This window comes from Burkholderia aenigmatica, from assembly GCF_902499175.1.
Lineage (GTDB): Bacteria > Pseudomonadota > Gammaproteobacteria > Burkholderiales > Burkholderiaceae > Burkholderia > Burkholderia aenigmatica.
In genome coordinates this window covers 1-20,242 of record NZ_CABVQC010000005.1, presented here as the reverse complement: position 1 = coordinate 20,242, position 20,242 = coordinate 1, and the positions used below count along the sequence as shown (strand labels likewise).

Here is a 20,242-nt window from a genome sequence, read left to right as displayed (position 1 = left end):
TCATGCCTTCTGTTGAGTGTGCTGCGCGACCTTCGCCGGCACGCCGCCGATCGAACCCGCACCCATCGTGATCACCACGTCGCCGTTCTGCGCGACCTTCGCCAATGCGTCCGGCACGTCGTCAACCGTCGCGACGAATACCGGGTCAACCTTTCCTACCGCGCGCAACGCACGCGACAGCGCTTCGCCGTTGGCGGTCGAGATCGCCGCCTCGCCGGCCGCGTAGACTTCCGTCAGCACCAGCGCGTCGACCGTCGACAGCACGTTGACGAAATCGTCGAAGCAATCGCGCGTACGCGTGTAGCGGTGCGGCTGGAACGCCAGCACGAGGCGGCGGCCCGGGAACGCGCCACGCGCGGCCGCGATCGTCGCGGCCATCTCGACCGGGTGATGGCCGTAGTCGTCGATCAGCGTGTATTGGCCGCCGTCCGCCGTCGGCACCTCGCCGTAGCGCTGGAAGCGCCGGCCGACGCCGTTGAATTCCGCGAGCGCCTGCTGGATCGCATCGTCCGTCACGCCGAGATCGGTCGCGATCGCGATCGCCGCGAGCGCGTTCTGCACGTTGTGCAGGCCCGGCAGGTTCAGCACGATCGCGAGCGGCGCGCGCCCTTCGCGAATCACCGTGAAATGCATGCGGCCGTCGCGCGCGTCGATGTCTTCCGCGCGCACCTGCGCGTCCGGCGACAGGCCGTAGCGCACGACCGGCTTCGAGATGAACGGGATGATCTGCCGCACGTTCGGATCGTCGACGCACACGACCGCGCTGCCGTAGAACGGCAGGCGCTGCGTGAATTCGATGAACGCCTGCTTGAGCCGCGCGAAATCGTGGCCGTAGGTGTCCATGTGGTCGGCGTCGATGTTCGTGATGACTTCGATCACCGGATACAGGTTCAGAAACGACGCGTCCGACTCGTCGGCCTCGGCGACGATGAAATCGCCCGTGCCGAGCCGCGCGTTCGCGCCGGCGCTGATCAGCCGGCCGCCGATCACGAAGGTCGGATCGAGCCCGCCCGCCGCGAGCACGCTCGCGACGAGGCTCGTCGTCGTGGTCTTGCCGTGCGTGCCGGCGATCGCGATGCCCTGCTTCAGGCGCATCAGCTCGGCCAGCATCACCGCGCGCTGAACGATCGGCACGCGCTTCGCGCGCGCGGCCAGCACTTCCGGGTTGTCCGAACGCACGGCCGTCGACACGACGACCGCGTTCGCGCCCTCGATGTTCACCGCGTCATGGCCGATCGCGATCCGTGCGCCGAGCGCCTGGAGACGATCGGTCACCGCGTTGCGCGACAGGTCCGAGCCGCTGACCTCGTAGCCGAGGTTAACGAGCACTTCGGCGATGCCGCTCATGCCCGCGCCGCCGATGCCGACGAAATGAATGTGTTTGACGATGTGTTTCATTGCAGTTGTTCCAGGTTCGCGCCAGCCGCCTTCGCGCACACGCGCGCGACTTCGTCGGTGGCCTCGGGCTTCGCCAGCGAGCGCGAACGTTCCGCCATGTCCGCGAGCGATGCCCGCGACTGGCCGCGCAGCCAGTCGGCGAGCAGTTCCGCCGACAGGTCGCGTTGTTGCACCAATACCGCCCCGCCCGCATCGGCGAGGAACGCTGCGTTGGTCGTCTGGTGATCGTCGACCGCGTACGGGAACGGCACGAACAGCGCCGCCACGCCCACCGCCGCGATCTCCGACACCGTCATCGCTCCCGACCGGCAGATCACGAGATCCGCCGCCGCATACGCGGCCGCCATGTCGTCGATGAACGGCACGAGCCGCACGTCTTCGCCGGCCGCGAAACCGGCCGCTTCGTAATTCGTCTTCAATGCTTCGATGTGCTTCGCGCCAGCCTGATGCACGATGCGCGGGCGTTCGCCCGGCGTCAGCATCGCCAGCGCGCGCGGCACGACTTCGTTCAACGCGGCCGCACCGAGGCTGCCGCCGACGACCAGCACGTTCAGCGGGCCGCTGCGCGCCGCATAGCGTGCTTTGGGCGCTTCCGTGCGCGCAAGTTCCGCGCGAATCGGGTTGCCCGTCCATTCCGCGTGCGGCAACGCACCGGGGAACGCGACGAGTACGCGTTTCGCGATTTTCGCGAGCACCTTGTTCGTCAGACCCGCGATCGAGTTCTGTTCATGCAGCACGAGCGGGCGCCCCGACAGCGCAGTCATCACGCCCGCCGGGAACGTGATGTAGCCGCCCATCCCGAGTACGACGTCGGGCCGCACGCGGCGCAGCGCGGCAAGGCTCTGACCGCATGCGCGCAGCAGGTTGAACGGCAGCGTCAGCTTGGTCTTCAGGCCCTTGCCGCGCAGCCCGCCGAAGCGCACGTATTCCATCGGAATGCCGTGCTTCGGCACGAGCGTCGCTTCCATCCCGGCCGGATTGCCGAGCCACACGACGCGCCAGCCCGCCGCTTCCATCCGGTGCGCGACCGCGAGCCCCGGGAACACGTGGCCCCCGGTGCCGCCTGCCATCACCATCAGCGTGCGTTGCGACGCGGTCATACCTTCCCTCCGCGCATCAGCACCCGGTTTTCGTAGTCGACCCGCAGCAGCACCGCGAGCGCGACGCAGTTCAGCAAGATGCCCGAGCCGCCGTAGCTCACGAGCGGCAGCGTCAGGCCCTTGGTCGGCAGCAGCCCGAGGTTCACGCCCATGTTGATGAAGGTCTGCGCGCCGAACCAGATGCCGATGCCCTTCGCGGTCAGGCCCGCGAACGTGCGATCGAGCGCGAGCGCCTGGCGGCCGATCTCGAACGAGCGGCGCACGATCCAGTAGAACAGCAGGATCACGACCAGCACGCCGACGAAACCGAGCTCCTCGCCGATCACCGCAAGGATGAAGTCGGTATGTGCTTCCGGCAGGTAGTTCAGCTTCTCGACGCTGCCGCCAAGACCGACGCCGAACCACTCGCCGCGGCCGAACGCGATCAGCGAGTGCGTGAGCTGGTACGCCTTGCCCTGCGCGTAGCGCTCGTCCCACGGATCGAGGTACGCGAAGATCCGCTCGCGACGCCACGGCGACAGCCACACCAGCATCGTGAAGGTGCCGACCGCCGTCGCGACGAGGCCGCCGAACAGCTTGCCGTTCACGCCGCCGAGGAACAGCACGCCCATCGCGATCGCCGCGACCACCATGAACGCGCCCATGTCCGGCTCGAGCAGCAGCAGCGCACCGACCAGGCCGACCGCGAACGCCATCGGCAGGAAGCCCTTGGCGAAGCTCTGCATGTATTCCTGCTTGCGCACCGTGTAGTTCGCCGCGTAGATCGTCACCGCGAGCTTCATGATTTCCGACGGCTGCATGTTCGTGATGCCGAGCGGAATCCAGCGGCGCGCACCGTTCACGCCCTTGCCGATGTGCGGAATCAGCACGATCACGAGGCCGACGAGCGCGATCAGGAAGAGATGCGGCGCGTATTTATCCCACGTCGACACCGGCACGCGGAATGCGATCACCGCCGCGATGAACGCGACGACGAGCGAGATGCAGTGACGCATCAGGAACGCGTAATCGTGATACGACGCGTATTTCGGCGAATCGGGCATCGCGATCGACGCCGAGTACACCATCACGACGCCGAGCCCGAGCAGCGCGATCGCGACCCACAGCAGCGAATAGTCGAAGTCGAGCATCCGCGAACGGCTCGGGCGCACGCCGTTGACGACGCTCGCGAGGCCGCCCGTCGCGGCACGCGTGGCCGACGCGACGCGGCCGCCCGCGGCATTGCCGCCGGTGTCGCGGCGATCGTTGAAACGGGAGACGAGGCGATCGGACCAGCTCATGGCGTCGCTCCTTTGTCGATGGCGATTTCGTCGACCGCCGCGCGGAATACATCCGCGCGATGGGCGTAGTTCCTGAACATGTCGAGGCTCGCGCAGGCGGGCGACAGCAGCACTGCATCGCCCGGTTCGGCGAGGTCGGCCGCCGCATGCACCGCGCCTTCGAGCGTCGCGTGGTCGGCGAGCGGCACGCCCGTTTCGGCGAGCGTGTCGCGAATCGCCGGTGCGTCACGGCCGATCAGCATCACCGCACGGCACCAGCGCGCGACCGGCGCGACCAGCGGCGCGAAGTCCTGACCCTTGCCGTCGCCGCCCGCGATCAGCACGATCTTCTGCGCGAGCCCGTCGAGCGCAGCAACCGTCGCGCCGACGTTGGTGCCCTTGCTGTCGTCGACGTAGTCCACGTCGTCGATCGTCGCGATCACTTCGACGCGATGCGCCTCGCCGCGGTATTCGCGCAGCGCGTGCAGCAGCGGCGCGGCCGGCAGGTCGATCGCGCGTGCGAGCGCGAACGCGGCCAGCGCGTTCGCCGCATTGTGCAGCCCACGGATGCGCAGCGCGTCGGCCGGCATCAGGCGCTTCTGCGCGATGTCGGGTGTATGTGCGTCGCGCTTGCGCCGGCGGCTCGTCGTCGCGACTTCATCCGGCGCGTCGCGATCGACGGCTTCGACCAGCCACGCGATGCCGTTGTCGCGCGACAGCCCGTAGTCGCCGTCCTGCACCGGTTCGTTCAGGCCGAACGTGACCGTGCGCGGGGCATCCGCCGCACCGGCTGCCGGCGCGAACTTCATCACGGCCGCATCGTCGCGGTTCAGCACGCGCGTCGTCGTCGCGCCGAAGATCCGGCCCTTTGCCTGCGCGTATGCGTCGAAGCTGCCGTGCCAGTCGAGGTGGTCCTGCGTGATGTTGAGGATCGCGGCCGCATCGGGCGCGAACGTGCGCGCGGTCTCGAGCTGGAAGCTCGACAGTTCGAGCACCCACACGTCGGGCAGCGCGGTTTCGTCGATCGCACCGGCGAGCCGGTCGAGCATCGCGGGGCTGATGTTGCCCGCGACAGCGACCTTCTTGCCCGAGCGCTGGCACAGCAGGCCCGTGAGGCTCGTCGTCGTGGTCTTGCCATTGGTGCCCGTGATCGCGAGCACCTTCGGCTGGTAACCGCTCGTGCCGAGCGCGCGCAGCGCCTGCGCGAAGAATTCCAGCTCGCCCCACACCGCGACGCCCTGCTCGTTCGCGGCCGCGACCAGCGCCGCGAGTGCCGGTTCGAGCGGCGACAGCCCCGGGCTCAGCCCGACGAGCTCGACGCCGCCGTCGAGCAGCGCGGGCGTGAACGCCCCGCCGACGAATTCCGCATCGATGCCTTCGGCCTGCAGCGCGGCAAGGTTCGGCGGCGCCTCGCGGGTATCGGCAATACGCAGCCGGCACCCGTGCCTCGCGCACCATCGCGCGATCGCGAGACCCGATTCCCCGAGCCCCAGTACGAGCACCATCGGCCGTTGCCGATCTCCAAACATCTCGCCAGACATCCTTGTTACCTTTCCTTTACCGCAGCTTGAGGGTGGTCAGACCGAACAGGCACAGCATCAGCGTGATGATCCAGAAACGCACGACCACCTGCGTTTCCTTCCAGCCGGACAATTCGAAATGGTGATGCAGCGGCGCCATCTTCAGCAGACGCCGTCCTTCGCCGTAGCGCTTTTTCGTGTACTTGAACCACGACACCTGCAGCATCACCGACAACGTTTCCGCAACGAAGATGCCGCCCATGATGAACAGCACGATTTCCTGGCGCACGATCACCGCGACCGTGCCGAGCGCGCCGCCGAGCGCCAGCGCACCGACATCGCCCATGAACACCTGCGCGGGGTGCGTGTTGTACCAGAGGAACGCGAGCCCTGCCCCACCCATCGCGGAACAGAAGATCAGCAATTCGCCCGCGCCCGGAATGTGCGGGAACAGCAGGTATTTTGAATAGACCGCGCTGCCCATCACGTACGCGAACACACCCAGCGACGCGCCGACCAGCACGACCGGCATGATCACGAGACCGTCGAGGCCGTCGGTCAGGTTCACCGCGTTACTCGCGCCGACGATCACGAAATAGGTCAGTACGATGAAGCCCCAGACGCCGAGCGGATAGCTGATCGACTTCAGGAACGGCAGCATCAGGTCGGCACGCGCCGGCAGCCCCATCGACAGGCCGCTCCGCACCCATGCCATGAACAGGTCGAACACGCGCACGTTGTTCGCCTCGGACACGCTGAACGCGAGGTAGACGGCCGCGAACAGCCCGATCACCGACTGCCAGAAATACTTCTCGCGCGACGACATCCCGCGCGGGTCCTTGTGGACGACCTTGCGGTAATCGTCGACCCAGCCGATCACGCCGAAACCGAACGTGACGAGCATCACGATCCAGATGAAACGGTTCGTCAGGTCGCCCCACAGCAGCGTCGCGACCGCGATGCCGATCAGGATCAGCACGCCGCCCATCGTCGGCGTGCCGGACTTGACGAGGTGCGTCTGCGGGCCGTCCTTGCGCACGGCCTGGCCGACCTTCATTTGCGTCAGCTTGCGGATCACCCACGGTCCGCACACGAGCCCGATCCCGAGCGCGGTGATGGTGGCCATCACCGCACGGAACGTGAGGTACGTGAACAAGCGCAAAAAGCTTGCGTCTCCTTGCAGCCATTGCGCCAGCGCCAGCAGCATGCTTCCTTCCTTCTACTCAGTGTGCAGCGGGCGACGTGCCCGCTGCGGGTTGGTTCGTCAGCGCGTCGACCACGCGCTCCATCTTCATGTACCGCGAGCCCTTCACGAGCAGCGTCGCCTGCGCGCCGTAGCCCGCCGCGAGCAGTGCGCCGACCAGCGCGCCGACGTCGCCGAAATGGCGGGCCGTGTCGCCGTACGCCGTGCAGGCATCGCGCGACGCATCGCCGAGCGCGAACAGCGCACCGATCCCGCGCTCGCGCGCGTAGGCACCGACCTCGCGATGGAAGGCCGGCCCTTCGTCGCCGACCTCGCCCATGTCACCGATCACCAGCACGCGCGGCGCCGGTTGCGCGGCGAGCACATCGATCGCGGCACGCATCGAATCGGGATTCGCGTTGTACGTATCGTCAACGACCGTTGCACCCGCGAGGCTGCCTGCGATCGCCTGTTTCACCTGCAGCCGGCCCTTGACCGGCTCGAACGATTCGAGACCCTGCTTGATCGCCGACAGCGCAACGCCGGCGCCCAGCGCCGCGGCCGTGGCAGCCAGCGCGTTGCGCGCGTTGTGCTCGCCGAGCGCGCGCAGCCGCACCGTGACGGCGCCCGCGGGCGTGTCGATCGCGAGTTCGCCGCCGTGCAGACGGCCCGTGACCTGTGCGTCGTTCTGCCGCTCGGCATCGTGCAGCGCGAAATCGAGGATCCGGTTGCCGGTCGCCGCCACGCGCCAGATGCCCGCATACGCGTCGTCGGCCGGGAACACCGCAACGCCGTCCGGCGGCAGCGCGTGAATCACGGCCGCGTGCTCGAGCGCAACGGCTTCGACCGTCGCCATGAACTCCTGGTGCTCGCGCTGCGCGTTGTTGACGAGCGCGACCGTCGGCGCCGTGAGGCGCGCCAGGACTTCGGTCTCGCCCGGGTGGTTCATTCCAATCTCGATCACCGCGAGACGATGCGCGGCCGACAGGCGCAGCAGCGTCAGCGGCAAGCCGACGTCGTTGTTCAGGTTGCCGGCCGTCGCGAGCCGCGCGTCGGCGCCGACCGCCGCCGCGAAGATCGACGCGATCATTTCCTTGACGGTCGTCTTGCCGTTGCTGCCCGTCACCGCAACGAGCGGCAGCGCGAATCGTTTGCGCCAGCCGTGTGCGAGTGCGCCGAGCGCGGCACGCGTTTCGCCGCCCTCGATCGCCGGCATCGTGACGCCCGCCGGCACGTGCGCGACGAGCGCCGCTGCCGCACCGCGCGCAGCGACATCGCCGAGGAAGTCGTGCGCGTCGAAGCGCTCGCCTTTCAGCGCGACGAACAGGTCGCCGGGGCCGGCCGTGCGGCTGTCCGTCGACACGCGATCGAACGTGACACTCGCGTCGCCGTGGACGGTTGCACCGGGAATCAGGCGAACGGCTTCGCCGAGACTGAGCATCGTCATTCGGCGCCTCCCTTGCCGTGCGTCGCGCGCGCTGCCAGCGCAAGCCGCGCGTGATCCTGGTCGGAGAACGTGCGTTTCTTGCCCATGATTTCCTGCGTGGCCTCGTGGCCCTTGCCGGCCAGCACGACGACATCCTCGCGTGCCGCGCCGCGCACGGCCTGCAGGATCGCGCTCGCGCGATCCTCGATACGGCGGGCGTGATCGGGGGCGGTCATGCCCGCGACGACCTGGTCAATGATGCGCTGCGGATCCTCGCTGCGCGGGTTGTCGCTCGTGACGACGGCCTCATCGGCGAGCCGCTCCGCGATCGCGCCCATCAGCGGGCGCTTCGTCGCATCGCGATCGCCGCCGCAACCGAACATGCAGACGAGCCGGCCGCCGCGCGCCGTAGCAATCGGGCGCAGCGCGTCGAGCGTCTTTTCGAGCGCGTCGGGCGTATGGGCGTAGTCGATCACGACGAGCGGTTCGTCGTTCTGCAGCCGGCCGCCGAGCCGCTGCATCCGGCCGTTGACGGACTCGAGCCGCGCGATCTCGGCGAGCGCCGCGTCGAACGGCACGTCGGCCGCGAGCAACGAACCGAGCACGGCGAGCAGGTTGCTGACGTTGAACGTGCCGAGCGTGCCGACCTCGACGTCGGCATCGCCCCACGACGAATGCAGGCGGAACGCCGTGCCGGTCGCGGTGGCGCGCACGTCGATCGCGACCAGTTCGCGATCGGCGTCGGGCGCCGGTGCATCGCCGCTCCCGTACGCGATCGTGCGTACGCGGCCGGCCAGTTTCTCGAGCAGGCGCTGGCCGGCTGCGTCGTCGCGGTTGACGACCGCCGCGCGCAGGCCGCGCCATGCGAACAGCTTCGCCTTCGCGGCCTCGTACGCATCGAACGTGCCGTGATAGTCGAGGTGATCCTGCGTGAGGTTCGTAAACACCGCGATGTCGAAGGCTGTACCGTTCACGCGCCCCTGGTGCAGCGCGTGCGACGACACTTCCATCGCCACGGCCTTCGCGCCCGCGTCGCGCAACTGCGCGAGGCTGCGCTGCAGTTGCGGCGCGTCGGGGGTCGTGAAACCCGTCGGCACGAGCTGGCCGGGCATCCCGGTGCCGAGCGTGCCGATCACCGCGCACGGCTGGTGCAGCGCCGTCAGCGCGGTGGCGATCCATTGCGTGCACGAGGTCTTGCCGTTCGTGCCGGTCACACCCACCGCGAGCAGGCTGTCGCTCGGATCGCCGTACCAACCGCTGGCGATCTCGCCGGCGAGCTGGTCGAGCGCCGGCACGGCCAGTGCGACGGGCACCGCCGGCGCCGCGTCCAGCCCTTCCGGCTGATACAGCACGGCAGCCGCACCGCGCGCGACGGCTTCGACGATGAAGGCACGATTGTCGGCCCCGTCGACTGCATACGCGACAAACACGTCGCCAGCCTTGAGGCTGCGCGTGTCGGCATGCAGTTGCGCGGCGGGGGCCACATGCTGACGCAGCCACGCAAGCGCGGCTGCGATCTGCTGATGCGCCGGATGGGAACTGCGAGCGGCGCTCATCGAACAACTCCTGGTGAATTACGCGTCGTGCTGGACACGATCATATGCTTCGCACCGCTCCCCGCGGCCAGCTTTTGCGGCCCCGTTGCGGAAGGTGCTGCCGGCGAATCGTCAGACACGACGAGCTGCTTGATCGGCATGTTCGGCGGCACATTCAGCGCACGCATCGTGTCGCCGGCGATCGCCGAGAATACGGGGCCGGACACTTGGCCGCCGAAGTGGCTGCCGGCGGTCGGCTCGTCGACCGATACCGCGACGACGATGCGCGGATTCGGCATCGGCGCCATCCCGACGAACGACGCGCGGTACTTGCGCGTGTAGCCGTGACCTTCGTGCTTGTACGCGGTACCGCTCTTGCCGCCGACGCGATAGCCCGGCACGGCCGCATCCGGCGACGTGCCGCCCGGCGCCACCACCGTCTCGAGCATCGCACGCACTTCGCGCGCGGTGGTCGGGTTGAACACCTGCGTACCCACGACCGGCTGGTTGGGGTCGGTCTTGAAAATGGTCACGGGCATCAGCTCGCCGTCATGCGCGATCGCCGTGTAGGCGCGCGCGAGCTGGAACAGCGACACCGACAGGCCGTAGCCGTACGACATCGTCGCCTGTTCGATGCGACGCCAGCTCTTCCACGGACGCAGGCGGCCGGCCACCGCACCCGGGAACCCGACCTTCGGCGCTTGGCCGAGGCCGATGCTCGTATACATATTCCACATTTCCTCGGGCCGCATCGTCATCGCGATCTTCGTCGCGCCGATGTTGCTCGACTTCTGGATCACACCGCCGACCGTCAGCGTGCCGAAACCCGCGTCGTCGGTGATCGGCGCGCCGTCGAGCACGAAGTGCCCGTTGCCCGTCTCGACGAGCGTGTTCGGCGTCACGCGGTGCAGGTCGAGCGCGAGCGACACCGTAAACGGCTTCATGATCGAGCCCGGCTCGAACACGTCGGTCATGATCCGGTTGCGCAACTGCTCGCCCGTCATGCGCGAGCGGTCGTTCGGGTTGTACGTCGGGTAGTTGACGAGCGCGAGCACCTCGCCGGTGCGCACGTCGACGACCATCGCCGCGCCGGCCTTCGCCTTGAACTTCTCGACGGCGGCCTTCAGGTTCGCGTACGCGATGTACTGGATCTTGCTGTCGATCGACAGGTCGACGTCGGTGCCGTTGTGCGGCGGGATCTGCTCAGCGACGTCCTCGACGATGTGCCCCATCCGGTCCTTGATCACGCGACGCACGCCCGACGTGCCGGACAGCATCTTCTGGTCGCCCAGCTCGACGCCCTCTTGCCCTTCGTCCTCGACGTTCGTGAAGCCGATCAGGTGAGCGGTGATCTCGCCTTCCGGATAGAAGCGCTTGTATTCGTTGCGCTGATAGATACCGGGGATATCGAGCGCGGCGACCTTGTCGGCGACGTCGATCGGCACCTGACGCTTGACGTAGACGAAACCCTTGTCTTCCGACAGCTTCACGCGCAGTTCCTTCGACGTCATGCCGAGGAGCTTGCCGAGCTGGTTGACCTTGTCGGCGTCGAGATCGTCCGGCACCGCGTCGGGAATCGCCCAGATCGCGCGCACGGGCAGGCTCGTCGCGAGTACGAGCCCGTTACGGTCGAGGATCTTGCCGCGCGTCGCCGGCAGATCGATCGTGCGCTGGTAGCGGCTTTCGCCCTGCTTCCGATAGAACGCGTTGCCGGGGCCCTGGATCCAGAACGCGCGCGCGGCCAGCGCGACGAACGCCATGAACAGCAGGAACACGACGAACTTCGAGCGCCACATCGGGAGATGCACGCCCAGCACGGGGCTCGACGAGAACTTCACGTTCTGGCGCTTCTGGGACGGCTTCATCGCGCGCCTCCCTTGCCCTTGCCGGCCGTGTCCCCGGAAGCCGGGATCGGCGCATCGATCGCCTTCGCAGCGCCCGGCGGCAGCGTCAGGTATTGCGTGCGGCCGGTCGTGATCGGCTGCATCTTCAGCGAGTCGTTCGCAAGCTGCTCGATGCGTGAGGTCTTCGACAGCGCGCTCTGCTGATACTGAAGCTGCGCGTAGTCCTGCTGGAGCTGACGCTCCTGCGACTGCGCACGCTGCAGCTGGATGAAGATCTGGCGCTGCTGGTTCGTCGAATTGACGACCGACAGCGCGCACCCCATCACGATGATCAGCAGGAAGATATTGAAGCGGCTCATGGCGTGACGCGCTCCGCGATGCGCATCACGGCCGAACGGGCGCGCGGATTCGCAGCGACTTCCGCTTCACTCGGAAACTGGCGGCTGATGATCTTGAGCGGCGGGCTCGGGAGATCGACGGCGCGGATCGGCAGGCGACGATCGACCGCAGGCGCACTCGCGTGCGCCTGCATGAATCGCTTGACGATCCGGTCCTCGAGTGAATGAAAGCTGATGACCACCAGCCGCCCCCCTTGCTCCAGCAACGACAGTGCCGCGTCTAGTACGACTTGCAGGTCCGCAAGCTCTTGATTGACGTGAATCCGTATAGCCTGAAAGGTGCGGGTTGCCGGATCCTTGCCCTTCTCACGGGTTTTGACGACGTGACCCACGATTTGGGCAAGCTCGCCCGTGGTGTCGAGAGGCCCAAGACGGTCGGACTCTGCCCGGCGAGCAACAAGCGCCTTTGCAATCTGAAAAGCAAACCGTTCTTCCCCATAATCCCGTATCACCTCCGTCAATTCCTGCACCGAAGCCCGTGCGAGCCATTCCGCCGCCGACTCGCCGCGCGTCGGATCCATCCGCATGTCCAGCGGACCATCGGCGCGGAAGCTGAAGCCACGCGCCGGATCGTCCACCTGCGGCGAGGACACGCCCAGGTCAAGCAACACACCCGACACCTTCTCGACGCCGCGCGCCGCAAGCGCGTCGCGCATCGATGCAAAGCTGTCATGCACGATCGAGAAGCGCGCATCCTCGATGCCCTGCGCCGTCTCGATCGCCCTCGGATCCTTGTCGAACGCGATCAGCCGCCCGGCCGCCGCCAGCCGCGCGAGCACCGCGCGGCTATGGCCGCCGCGTCCGAACGTACCGTCGACATAGATGCCGTCCGGTCGCGTCACGAGCGATTCGACCGCTTCGTCCAACAACACTGTCCGATGCTGCAATTCGTTTCCCATCGCGGGCGTCTCCGTCACCGCAATCAGAACGTGAAATTCTTCAGCGCGTCGGGCATGCCCTGCGCCATCGCTGCCTGCTCCTTCGCGTTGTAGGTCTGCGAATCCCACAGCTCGAAGTGACTACCCATTCCCAACAACATGACTTCCTTTTCCAGTCCGGCTGCCATGCGCAGCTCGGGCGATACGAGAATCCGGCCGGCGCTGTCGAGATCGACATCCATCGCATTGCCGAGAAAAATGCGCCGCCACCAGTGCGCGTCCATCGGCAGCGCGGCGATCTTGGCGCGGAATACTTCCCATTCGGGGCGCGGAAACAGCAACAGGCAGCCGTCCGGGTGCTTGGTCACAGTCACCCGTCCTTCTGCCTGTCCTTGCAGCGCTTCGCGATAGCGAGCCGGCACCGACATCCGCCCTTTCGCATCGAGCGTCAGCGCCGACGCCCCTTGGAACACTTTCCGCTCTCCCGTTCAGGGCACCGAAGCACCCGCTCCATGCTGAGAATTTAGCCGGAATAGCCCGCTAAATCACACAAAAATACACTTTCTCACACTGTCTCCCACTTTAGAGGAAGGGTGTGGCACGGTCAAGGGAGCGGCCCGCTTTTTTGACGAATTTTGTTAGTTAGAACAAGGACTTACGCGCACATGCTCATGCGACCCCTCATACCAAAAACCGTTATAAATGAACGAGCTAGTGCAACTTGTGAAGGTGATACGTGAGAAAGACGGGCCAGAGGGGTGTGCGGACGGGGCTTTCGGGGGCGGGAAAACGAGGAATAAACGGGCGGTATCAGGGGCGGGAAACCGGGGCGGCGTCCCACGTCGCCCCGGTGCGAATCTCACAGATAGTACGCAGTGCTCGTCATGACTTTCGACGCCGCGCGCATCAGCATCCGCGCGGGCAGCGGCAACTCGATTCCGCCGGCGTCGGCCGCCGCCTTGCCGTGTTTCACTTCGTCGATACGCATCTGGTCGACGATCGCGCGCGACGCAGTATCGGCCGCCGGCAGCTCGGACATATGACCTTCGAGATGGCTCTCGACCTGGCGCTCGGTCTCGGCCATGAAGCCGAGGCTGACCTTGTCGCCAAGCGCGCCGGCCGCCACGCCGATCGCGAGCGAACCCGCATACCAGAGCGGGTTCAGCAGGCTCGGACGCGAGTCGAGCTCTTTCAGGCGGTGCGCGGTCCATGCGAGGTGATCCTCCTCCTCCCGCGCGGCCTCTTCGAACATCGCCTTCGCCGACGCCGTGCGCGCGGTGAGTTTCTGCGCCTGGTAGAGCGCCTGCGCGCAGACCTCGCCGACGTGGTTCACGCGCATCAGCCCGGCGGCATGCGTGCGCTCCGCAGGCGTCAGTTCGACGGCCGGCGCCTCGGCCGGTGCGGGCACCGGGCGGCTCATCCGGCTAATGCCGGTCAGCGATCGCAGGCCGCGATCGAATTCGCTGATCAGTTCATCAAACACCATCCTGTTCTCCTGGCTGCAGGTGCTGCCGCGAGCGGCAAGGGCACGAGTCCGCTGCGTAACCGACTTGATTATTCAGCGGAAATTGCGGTTAACCCGTGATTTTAACCATTGTTGCATAAAGGAAACATGGCGGCCTTGAGCTGCGGCATTTCGCTTTGTGGCAAAAAACGGTTTTGCTACATTACGTCCGACTTCTTGCGAAGTTGATGGGGCCCGTCAACAGAACATAACTATCTGCCCCGCCAGAATAATTCAGTGAATTTTGGAGATCCGTTAATGAAAAAGTCGCTTCTCGCGCTCGTCGCGCTGGGCGCGTTCGCTGGCGCTGCCCATGCGCAAAGCAGCGTGACGCTTTACGGCATCATCGATGAAGGCCTGCTCTTCAACAACAACGCAGGCGGCAAGCACCTGTACAGCATGGCAAGCGGCGTGATGCAAGGCAGCCGCTTCGGCATGCGCGGCACCGAAGACCTCGGTGGCGGCCTGAAGGCGATCTTCACCCTCGAAAACGGTTTCGACGTGAACAGCGGCAAGCTCGGTCAGGGCGGCCTGATGTTCGGTCGTCAGGCTTATGTCGGCCTGTCGAGCCAGTACGGTACGGTCACGCTGGGTCGTCAATACGACTCCGTCGTCGACTTCGTCGGCCCGCTCGAGGCAGGCGACCAGTGGGGCGGCTACATCGCTGCTCACCCGGGCGACCTGGACAACTTCAACAACGCGTACCGTGTGAACAACGCGGTCAAGTTCACGAGCGCGACCTACGGCGGCTTCTCGTTCGGCGGCATGTACAGCTTCGGCGGTCAAGCCGGCCAGTTCGCGAAGAACCAGGTCTGGTCGCTCGGCGCAGGCTACAACAACGGCCCGCTGGTGTTGGGCGTCGGTTACTTGAACGCACGTACGCCGAACCAGTTCGGCGGCATGTTCAACAACGGTTCCGCGTCTTCGTCGGTATCGTCGCCGATCTACGGCGCATACGCGAACAACGCGAACACGTACCAGGTCATCGGTGCGGGCGGCGCCTACACGTTCGGCGCAGCGACGATCGGCGCGACGTACTCGAACACGAAGTTCAAGGGCTTCTCGGCAGGCCCGTTCGTGAACCAGACCGCGACGTTCAACAACGGCGAAATCAACTTCAAGTATCAGCTGACCCCGGCGCTGATTCTCGGCGCAGCGTACGACTACACGCAAGGCAGCAAGATCGACGGCAACTCGGCAGCCAAGTACCACCAGGGTTCGCTGGGCGTCGACTACTTCCTGTCGAAGCGTACCGATGTCTACGTGATCGGCGTGTATCAGCACGCATCGGGCAGCGTACTCGACGCGAACGGCAACGTCCTGAAGGCAACGGCAGCGATCAACGGTCTCGCAGGCTCGAGCAGCAGCAACCAGGTCGCAGCGCGCGTCGGTATCCGTCACAAGTTCTAATCAGCTTGCCCAGCAAGCCGCAGCATATTGAAGGCGCCTTCGGGCGCCTTTTTCTTTTCCGGTGCAGCCGCGCAGCGAAAGCGCGGCTGCACCGGCCACCACGCGCTCGTGACGCGGGCGCTGCGCCGTCTGCCGCGCGACATGCCGGCTGCCACCACCGGCCCATTCCGGAAGCCGCCTCGTTCCGAAACAGCGTCTTCGGGGCCGCGCCGCAAACAAAAAAGCCCGGCAGAAGCCGGGCTTTTCCATTCGATCGACTGCGCCGTTACGCGCGTCCGTCGCGCAGTTCGCGTCGCAGGATCTTGCCGACGTTCGTTTTCGGCAGTTCCGTCCGGAACTCGACCAGCTTCGGCCGCTTGTAGCCGGTGAGCCGCTCCTTGCAGTAGGCGAGGATGTCCTTGTCGGTGAGCGCCGGGTCCTTCTTCACGATGAACAGCTTCACGGCTTCGCCGGAATGCTCGTCGGGCACACCGACAGCCGCCACCTCGAACACGCCCGGATGCGACGCCACCACGTCCTCGACTTCGTTCGGATACACGTTGAAGCCCGATACCAGAATCATGTCCTTCTTCCGGTCGACGATCTTCACGTAACCTCGCGCATCCATCACGCCGACGTCGCCCGTCTTGAAGAAGCCGTCCGCGAACATGACCTTCGCGGTCTCGTCCGGCCGGTTCCAGTAGCCGGCCATCACCTGCGGCCCGCGGATGCAGATCTCGCCGGGTTCGCCGAGCGCGACGTCGTTGCCGGCGTCGTCGCGAATCGCCACTTCGGTCGACGGCAGCGGCAGGCCGATCGTCCCGCTGTATTCGGTCGCCGTCACGGGGTTGCAGGTCGCCACCGGCGACGTTTCGGACAGCCCGTAGCCTTCGATGATCGCCGTATGGGTCTTTTCATACCAGCGCTTCGCGACGCCTTCCTGGATCGCCATGCCGCCGCCGTTGGCGATCACGAGCTTCGACAGGTCGAGCTGATTGAATTCCGGGTGGTTCAGCAGCGCGTTGTACAGCGTGTTGACCGCCGGGATCGTCGAGATCTGGTAGCCCTTCAGCTCCTTGATCATGCCGGCGATGTCGCGCGGGTTCGGGATCAGGATACCCATGCCGCCGGTACGCATCGTCAGGAAGCCGCAGACGGTCAGCGCGAACACGTGATACAGCGGCAGCGCGACAACCGTCACGAACTGTTTCACCTCCGGGTACTTCTCATGAGCCGGATGGTGCCAGGCGCCCGCCTGCAGCACGTTCGACACGATGTTCCGGTGCAGCAGCGTCGCACCCTTCGCCACGCCGGTCGTACCGCCCGTGTATTGCAGGAACGCAACGTCGTCGGGGCCGATCTTCTGCGCCTTGAATGCCTGCCGCGCGCCTTCCGACAGCGCGGCCTTGAAGCGCGTGAACGACGGCAGCTGCCAGGCAGGCACCATCTTCTTCACGTTGCGCACGACGTAGTTGACGAGCCAGCCCTTGATGCCCAGCAGATCACCCATCGATGCGACGACAACGTGCTTGACGCCCGTTTTCGCGATGACGGCCTGTAGCGTCGACGCGAAATTCTCGAGGATGACGATCGCCTCCGCACCGCTGTCCTTCAGCTGATGTTCGAGCTCGCGCGGCGTATAGAGCGGATTGACGTTGACGACGGTGTAGCCCGCGCGCAGGACCGCGGCGATCGCCACGGGATACTGCAGCACGTTGGGCATCATGATCGCGACGCGCGCACCGCGCGCGAGCCCGCGCGATTGCAGCCACGCGCCGAACTGGCGCGACAGCTTGTCGAGTTCGCCGTACGTGATGCCCTTGCCCATGCAGACGAACGCTGTGCGGTCGCGATACTGCCGGAAGCTTTCGTCGAGCAGGTCTGGGACAGAGGGATAAGGAGACGCGTCAATTTCGGCTGGAACGCCGGGTGGGTACGATTTCAGCCAAATTTTGTCCATACCGCGCGTCTCCTCACAGATTTTCGAATGGTCGTGCTAAAACGCATCGTAACGGCTCGCTCGTCCCGAGACAACAGGGTTAGATGTCCACTTCGAACTTCTGTGGAAAATCGTCTGATCATACGGGGATATTCGATCAAATGCGCTCAACTTCCACAAGGCAATCGTAAAACGTCGCCGAATTACCAAGATCGGTCAACGCCTGGCTCGTCACCTCGTTTGCGTTCCTGCCGTCCGGTGACAGCTTCTTCCACCAGATCGACAGCCCGACGACGAGCCCGGCACGTGCGCGATCGGTAATTCTCGCGAGCGCCTGCATCGATCCACGGTCGTTGAAGATCCGTACGACGTCGCCTTCGGTGATGCCGCGCACTTCGGCATCCGACGGGTGGATGTCGAGATGCGGCTCGCCTTCGGTGTGACGCAGGCTGTCGACGTTCACGAACGTGCTGTTCAGGAAGTGGCGGGCCGGCGGCGAAATCATCGCGAGCGGATAGCGCGCGGCAAGCTCGGGCGCAGCCTCGGCCGATTCGAAAGGCGGCAGGTAGTCGGGCACGGGATCCACACCCATCTGCTCGAGCCGCGGGCTGTGGAACTCGCACTTGCCGGATGGCGTACGGAAACCGCCCTCCGCGAACGGCGCCTCCGGCAGCTTGAGCTTCAGCCAGCCATCACGCTTCAGCGTGTCCCAGTCGCTGTCGAGCACCGGATCGTCCCAGCGGAGCGCCGCGCGCGCGACCTCGTCGTCACTGTGATAAAGCGCGGGCTCGTCGAGCCCCATGCTGCGCGCGATGCCGCGGAAGATCTCCGTATTCGGCCGCGCGTCTCCCACCGGGGGAATCGACGGCAGGTTCGCCATCACGTAGGTGTGGCCGTACGATTTGTGGATGTCCAGATGCTCGAGCTGCGTGGTCGCCGGCAACACAATGTCGGCGAAATCGACGGTATCTGTCTTGAAATGCTCGAGAACGACCGTGAACAGATCGTCGCGCGCGAACCCTGCGGCAACCTTCGAAGAGTCCGGCGCGACCGCCACCGGATTCGAGTTGTACACGATCACCGCTTCAACTTTCGGCCCGAAGCTTGCATCGCCCGGATGCAACAGCGCATCGCCAATCGCGTTCATGTTGACGATACGCGGCAGCGTGTGCGGCCAGCCCGGCATCAAGTCCGGGCGCAGTAGCGCTGCCTGGTTGACCGGTGCAGATTCCGACGACGAGAGCAACAGCCCGCCGGCCCGATCCCGCCAGGCCCCCGTCAGCGCCGGCAGACTGGCGATCGCGCGTACGGCGTTACCACCGCCGCGGACGCGCTGCATGCCATAGTTGAGGCGGATCGATGCCTTGCGGGTAGCGCCGTAGCGACGCGCAAGGTCGACCAGCTCGGACGCATCGATACCGCAGATCTGCGCAACGCGTTCCGGCGGATAGGACATCGCCCGCTCCTTGAGCGCATCGAAGCCGAGTGTATGGCTGGCAATGTAGTCGCGATCGAGCAGATCTTCGGTAATCAGCACGTGCATCATGCCGAGCGCGAACGCGCCATCGGTGCCTGGTTTCAACGCGATATGCTGATGGCACTTTTCCGCCGTCAGCGAACGATACGGATCGATGGCGACCAGACGAGCGCCTCGGCGCTTCGCTTCCTGCGCACGCGTCCAGAAGTGCAGGCTCGACGCGATCGGGTTCGCGCCCCAAATCAGAATCAGCTCGCTTTCCTCGAAGTGCTCAAGGTGCATACCGAGACTGCCACCATAGGTGTAACGCAACCCCGCTGCGCCAGCCGCCGCGCAGATCGTGCGCTCGAGCCGCGATGCGCCGAGCTTGTGAAAGAACCGCTGGGCGATGCCCTCCCCCTGCACGAGCCCCATCGTCCCCGCATAGCTGTACGGCAGGATCGCTTCCGGTGCGCGCGTCGCGATTTCACCGAGACGACGGCCGATCTCGTCGAATGCCTCGTCCCAGCTGATCGGCACGAAACGCCCTTCCCCTTTCGCGCCGATTCGCTTGAGCGGGACGGTGAGGCGGTCGGGGTGATGAACGCGATCGGCGTATCGGCTGACTTTCGTGCACAACACGCCTTGCGTCGGCGGATGGTCGGGATCGCCCGTGACCTTGATCGCCTTGCCGTTTTCGACAGTCACACGCATTGCGCACGTGTCCGGACAATCATGCGGGCATACGGCCCGGACTACCTGAATGGCGGCGTTCATCGTTTTGAATGCAGAGATGGGGATTTGCAAATTTTACGTGGACACGCCGAATAAAGCGTTCATTTCGTGCGGATTCTGAGTTATCCGGCCGAAATGGGATTGGTGGATGCGAGGAGAGTTTCGGTGGTTCCGTGTGTCTTCCGTGGGGGAGACTTGCGTGGCCAATCCGGCGTTCGCTATCGACGCTGCACGACGGCGCCAACCGATACACGGGGATGAAGGAATTGCAGCTTTGAGCGGAGATAGGATCGATTGACCCAAGAATCGCGAAGGATATCGGCTTTTTGGAAATCGGACGCTGCGATTGGCTGCGATTGGCTGCGCTTGGGCGCGGTGATGTGCAATGCCCTTCCCCGCACGCATGCATTTCCGTCGCGCCAATGCAAAAACCCCCGCCTTTCGGGCGGGGGTTTCTGGCTTAGGGAGCCTGACGATTACCTACTTTCACACGGGAATCCGCACTATCATCGGCGTAGAGTCGTTTCACGGTCCTGTTCGGGATGGGAAGGGGTGGGACCGACTCGCTATGGTCATCAGGCAAAGAGGGTTGTTGTGCTGGCTTCGCAGCACAACCAATCTTGGAAGAAGCAGTAATTTTGAGTTGTGTGTATCACACACGAGAATCCAACCAGTCCG

Annotated in this window: 15 protein-coding genes and 1 rRNA gene; 1 reads left to right on the top strand and 15 read right to left on the bottom strand. The window is 65.5% G+C overall.

The features are described from left to right. The 12 genes from murC to coq7 form a co-directional block, all read right to left on the bottom strand. Positions 1-1,398 carry a UDP-N-acetylmuramate--L-alanine ligase gene (gene murC, locus BDO18943_RS05165; RefSeq protein WP_175021530.1) on the bottom strand — a complete coding sequence of 466 codons (1,398 nt, stop codon included), beginning with the start codon at positions 1,396-1,398 and terminating at the stop codon, positions 1-3. Further along, a complete protein-coding gene (gene murG / locus BDO18943_RS05160; protein ID WP_089449853.1) occupies positions 1,395-2,498 on the bottom strand; it encodes an undecaprenyldiphospho-muramoylpentapeptide beta-N-acetylglucosaminyltransferase in 1,104 nt (367 codons plus the stop codon). The genes murC and murG overlap by 4 nt, the downstream gene beginning before the upstream one ends. Next, positions 2,495-3,778, bottom strand: coding sequence for a putative lipid II flippase FtsW (gene ftsW, locus BDO18943_RS05155; RefSeq protein ID WP_043191485.1), 1,284 nt, complete (start codon positions 3,776-3,778; stop codon positions 2,495-2,497). Before ftsW ends, murG begins: the two co-directional genes overlap by 4 nt. Then, positions 3,775-5,286: a UDP-N-acetylmuramoyl-L-alanine--D-glutamate ligase gene (murD, locus tag BDO18943_RS05150; RefSeq protein WP_175021529.1), complete on the bottom strand. Its 1,512-nt coding sequence runs from the start codon at positions 5,284-5,286 to the stop codon at positions 3,775-3,777. The genes ftsW and murD overlap by 4 nt, the downstream gene beginning before the upstream one ends. A gap of 28 nt (positions 5,287-5,314) precedes the next feature. Next, the gene (gene mraY, locus BDO18943_RS05145) at positions 5,315-6,484 is read right to left on the bottom strand and encodes a phospho-N-acetylmuramoyl-pentapeptide-transferase (protein WP_006477019.1); all 1,170 of its coding nucleotides are present in this window, start codon (positions 6,482-6,484) and stop codon (positions 5,315-5,317) included. A 16-nt stretch (positions 6,485-6,500) separates the two neighbouring features. Beyond that, the gene (locus tag BDO18943_RS05140; protein WP_175021528.1) at positions 6,501-7,907 is read right to left on the bottom strand and encodes a UDP-N-acetylmuramoyl-tripeptide--D-alanyl-D-alanine ligase; all 1,407 of its coding nucleotides are present in this window, start codon (positions 7,905-7,907) and stop codon (positions 6,501-6,503) included. Further along, positions 7,904-9,442, bottom strand: a complete 1,539-nt coding sequence (locus BDO18943_RS05135; protein ID WP_175021527.1) for a UDP-N-acetylmuramoyl-L-alanyl-D-glutamate--2,6-diaminopimelate ligase — start codon at positions 9,440-9,442, stop codon at positions 7,904-7,906. Before BDO18943_RS05135 ends, BDO18943_RS05140 begins: the two co-directional genes overlap by 4 nt. Continuing rightward, positions 9,439-11,286 carry a peptidoglycan D,D-transpeptidase FtsI family protein gene (locus BDO18943_RS05130; RefSeq protein ID WP_043191496.1) on the bottom strand — a complete coding sequence of 616 codons (1,848 nt, stop codon included), beginning with the start codon at positions 11,284-11,286 and terminating at the stop codon, positions 9,439-9,441. The genes BDO18943_RS05135 and BDO18943_RS05130 overlap by 4 nt, the downstream gene beginning before the upstream one ends. Continuing rightward, positions 11,283-11,624, bottom strand: a complete 342-nt coding sequence (gene ftsL, locus BDO18943_RS05125) for a cell division protein FtsL (protein WP_175021526.1) — start codon at positions 11,622-11,624, stop codon at positions 11,283-11,285. The genes BDO18943_RS05130 and ftsL overlap by 4 nt, the downstream gene beginning before the upstream one ends. After that, positions 11,621-12,562, bottom strand: coding sequence for a 16S rRNA (cytosine(1402)-N(4))-methyltransferase RsmH (rsmH, locus tag BDO18943_RS05120; RefSeq protein ID WP_043191501.1), 942 nt, complete (start codon positions 12,560-12,562; stop codon positions 11,621-11,623). Before rsmH ends, ftsL begins: the two co-directional genes overlap by 4 nt. 23 nt (positions 12,563-12,585) lie before the next feature. Then, positions 12,586-13,014, bottom strand: coding sequence for a division/cell wall cluster transcriptional repressor MraZ (mraZ, locus tag BDO18943_RS05115; protein ID WP_006487094.1), 429 nt, complete (start codon positions 13,012-13,014; stop codon positions 12,586-12,588). A gap of 386 nt (positions 13,015-13,400) precedes the next feature. Continuing rightward, on the bottom strand, positions 13,401-14,027 hold the full coding sequence (gene coq7 / locus BDO18943_RS05110) for a 2-polyprenyl-3-methyl-6-methoxy-1,4-benzoquinone monooxygenase (protein ID WP_027788457.1): 627 nt from the start codon (positions 14,025-14,027) through the stop codon (positions 13,401-13,403). Between the two features lie 276 nt (positions 14,028-14,303). On the opposite strand from coq7, the gene BDO18943_RS05105 reads away from it, so the two are divergent. Continuing rightward, entirely contained in the window at positions 14,304-15,455 is a 1,152-nt protein-coding gene (locus BDO18943_RS05105) for a porin (protein WP_175021525.1), read from the top strand. A 265-nt stretch (positions 15,456-15,720) separates the two neighbouring features. Here the strand turns inward: BDO18943_RS05105 and BDO18943_RS05100 are convergent, their stop codons facing one another. From BDO18943_RS05100 to rrf, 3 genes are all read right to left on the bottom strand, one after another. Continuing rightward, positions 15,721-17,394, bottom strand: a complete 1,674-nt coding sequence (locus BDO18943_RS05100; protein ID WP_043191508.1) for a long-chain fatty acid--CoA ligase — start codon at positions 17,392-17,394, stop codon at positions 15,721-15,723. A 136-nt stretch (positions 17,395-17,530) separates the two neighbouring features. Beyond that, the gene (locus BDO18943_RS05095; RefSeq protein WP_175021524.1) at positions 17,531-19,606 is read right to left on the bottom strand and encodes a molybdopterin-containing oxidoreductase family protein; all 2,076 of its coding nucleotides are present in this window, start codon (positions 19,604-19,606) and stop codon (positions 17,531-17,533) included. Positions 19,607-20,031: 425 nt separating this feature from the next. Beyond that, positions 20,032-20,144, bottom strand: a 5S ribosomal RNA gene (gene rrf / locus BDO18943_RS05090). Positions 20,145-20,242: the final 98 nt, after the last annotated feature.

What these genes read in the sequence shown, in the direction of transcription:
- murC (WP_175021530.1), bottom strand. Translation starts at nt 1,398, where the DNA reads ATGAAACACATCGTCAAACACATTCATTTCGTCGGCATCGGCGGCGCG.
- murG (WP_089449853.1), bottom strand. Translation starts at nt 2,498, where the DNA reads ATGACCGCGTCGCAACGCACGCTGATGGTGATGGCAGGCGGCACCGGG.
- ftsW (WP_043191485.1), bottom strand. Translation starts at nt 3,778, where the DNA reads ATGAGCTGGTCCGATCGCCTCGTCTCCCGTTTCAACGATCGCCGCGAC.
- murD (WP_175021529.1), bottom strand. Translation starts at nt 5,286, where the DNA reads ATGTTTGGAGATCGGCAACGGCCGATGGTGCTCGTACTGGGGCTCGGG.
- mraY (WP_006477019.1), bottom strand. Translation starts at nt 6,484, where the DNA reads ATGCTGCTGGCGCTGGCGCAATGGCTGCAAGGAGACGCAAGCTTTTTG.
- BDO18943_RS05140 (WP_175021528.1), bottom strand. Translation starts at nt 7,907, where the DNA reads ATGACGATGCTCAGTCTCGGCGAAGCCGTTCGCCTGATTCCCGGTGCA.
- BDO18943_RS05135 (WP_175021527.1), bottom strand. Translation starts at nt 9,442, where the DNA reads ATGAGCGCCGCTCGCAGTTCCCATCCGGCGCATCAGCAGATCGCAGCC.
- BDO18943_RS05130 (WP_043191496.1), bottom strand. Translation starts at nt 11,286, where the DNA reads ATGAAGCCGTCCCAGAAGCGCCAGAACGTGAAGTTCTCGTCGAGCCCC.
- ftsL (WP_175021526.1), bottom strand. Translation starts at nt 11,624, where the DNA reads ATGAGCCGCTTCAATATCTTCCTGCTGATCATCGTGATGGGGTGCGCG.
- rsmH (WP_043191501.1), bottom strand. Translation starts at nt 12,562, where the DNA reads ATGGGAAACGAATTGCAGCATCGGACAGTGTTGTTGGACGAAGCGGTC.
- coq7 (WP_027788457.1), bottom strand. Translation starts at nt 14,027, where the DNA reads ATGGTGTTTGATGAACTGATCAGCGAATTCGATCGCGGCCTGCGATCG.
- BDO18943_RS05105 (WP_175021525.1), top strand. Translation starts at nt 14,304, where the DNA reads ATGAAAAAGTCGCTTCTCGCGCTCGTCGCGCTGGGCGCGTTCGCTGGC.
- BDO18943_RS05100 (WP_043191508.1), bottom strand. Translation starts at nt 17,394, where the DNA reads ATGGACAAAATTTGGCTGAAATCGTACCCACCCGGCGTTCCAGCCGAA.
- BDO18943_RS05095 (WP_175021524.1), bottom strand. Translation starts at nt 19,606, where the DNA reads ATGAACGCCGCCATTCAGGTAGTCCGGGCCGTATGCCCGCATGATTGT.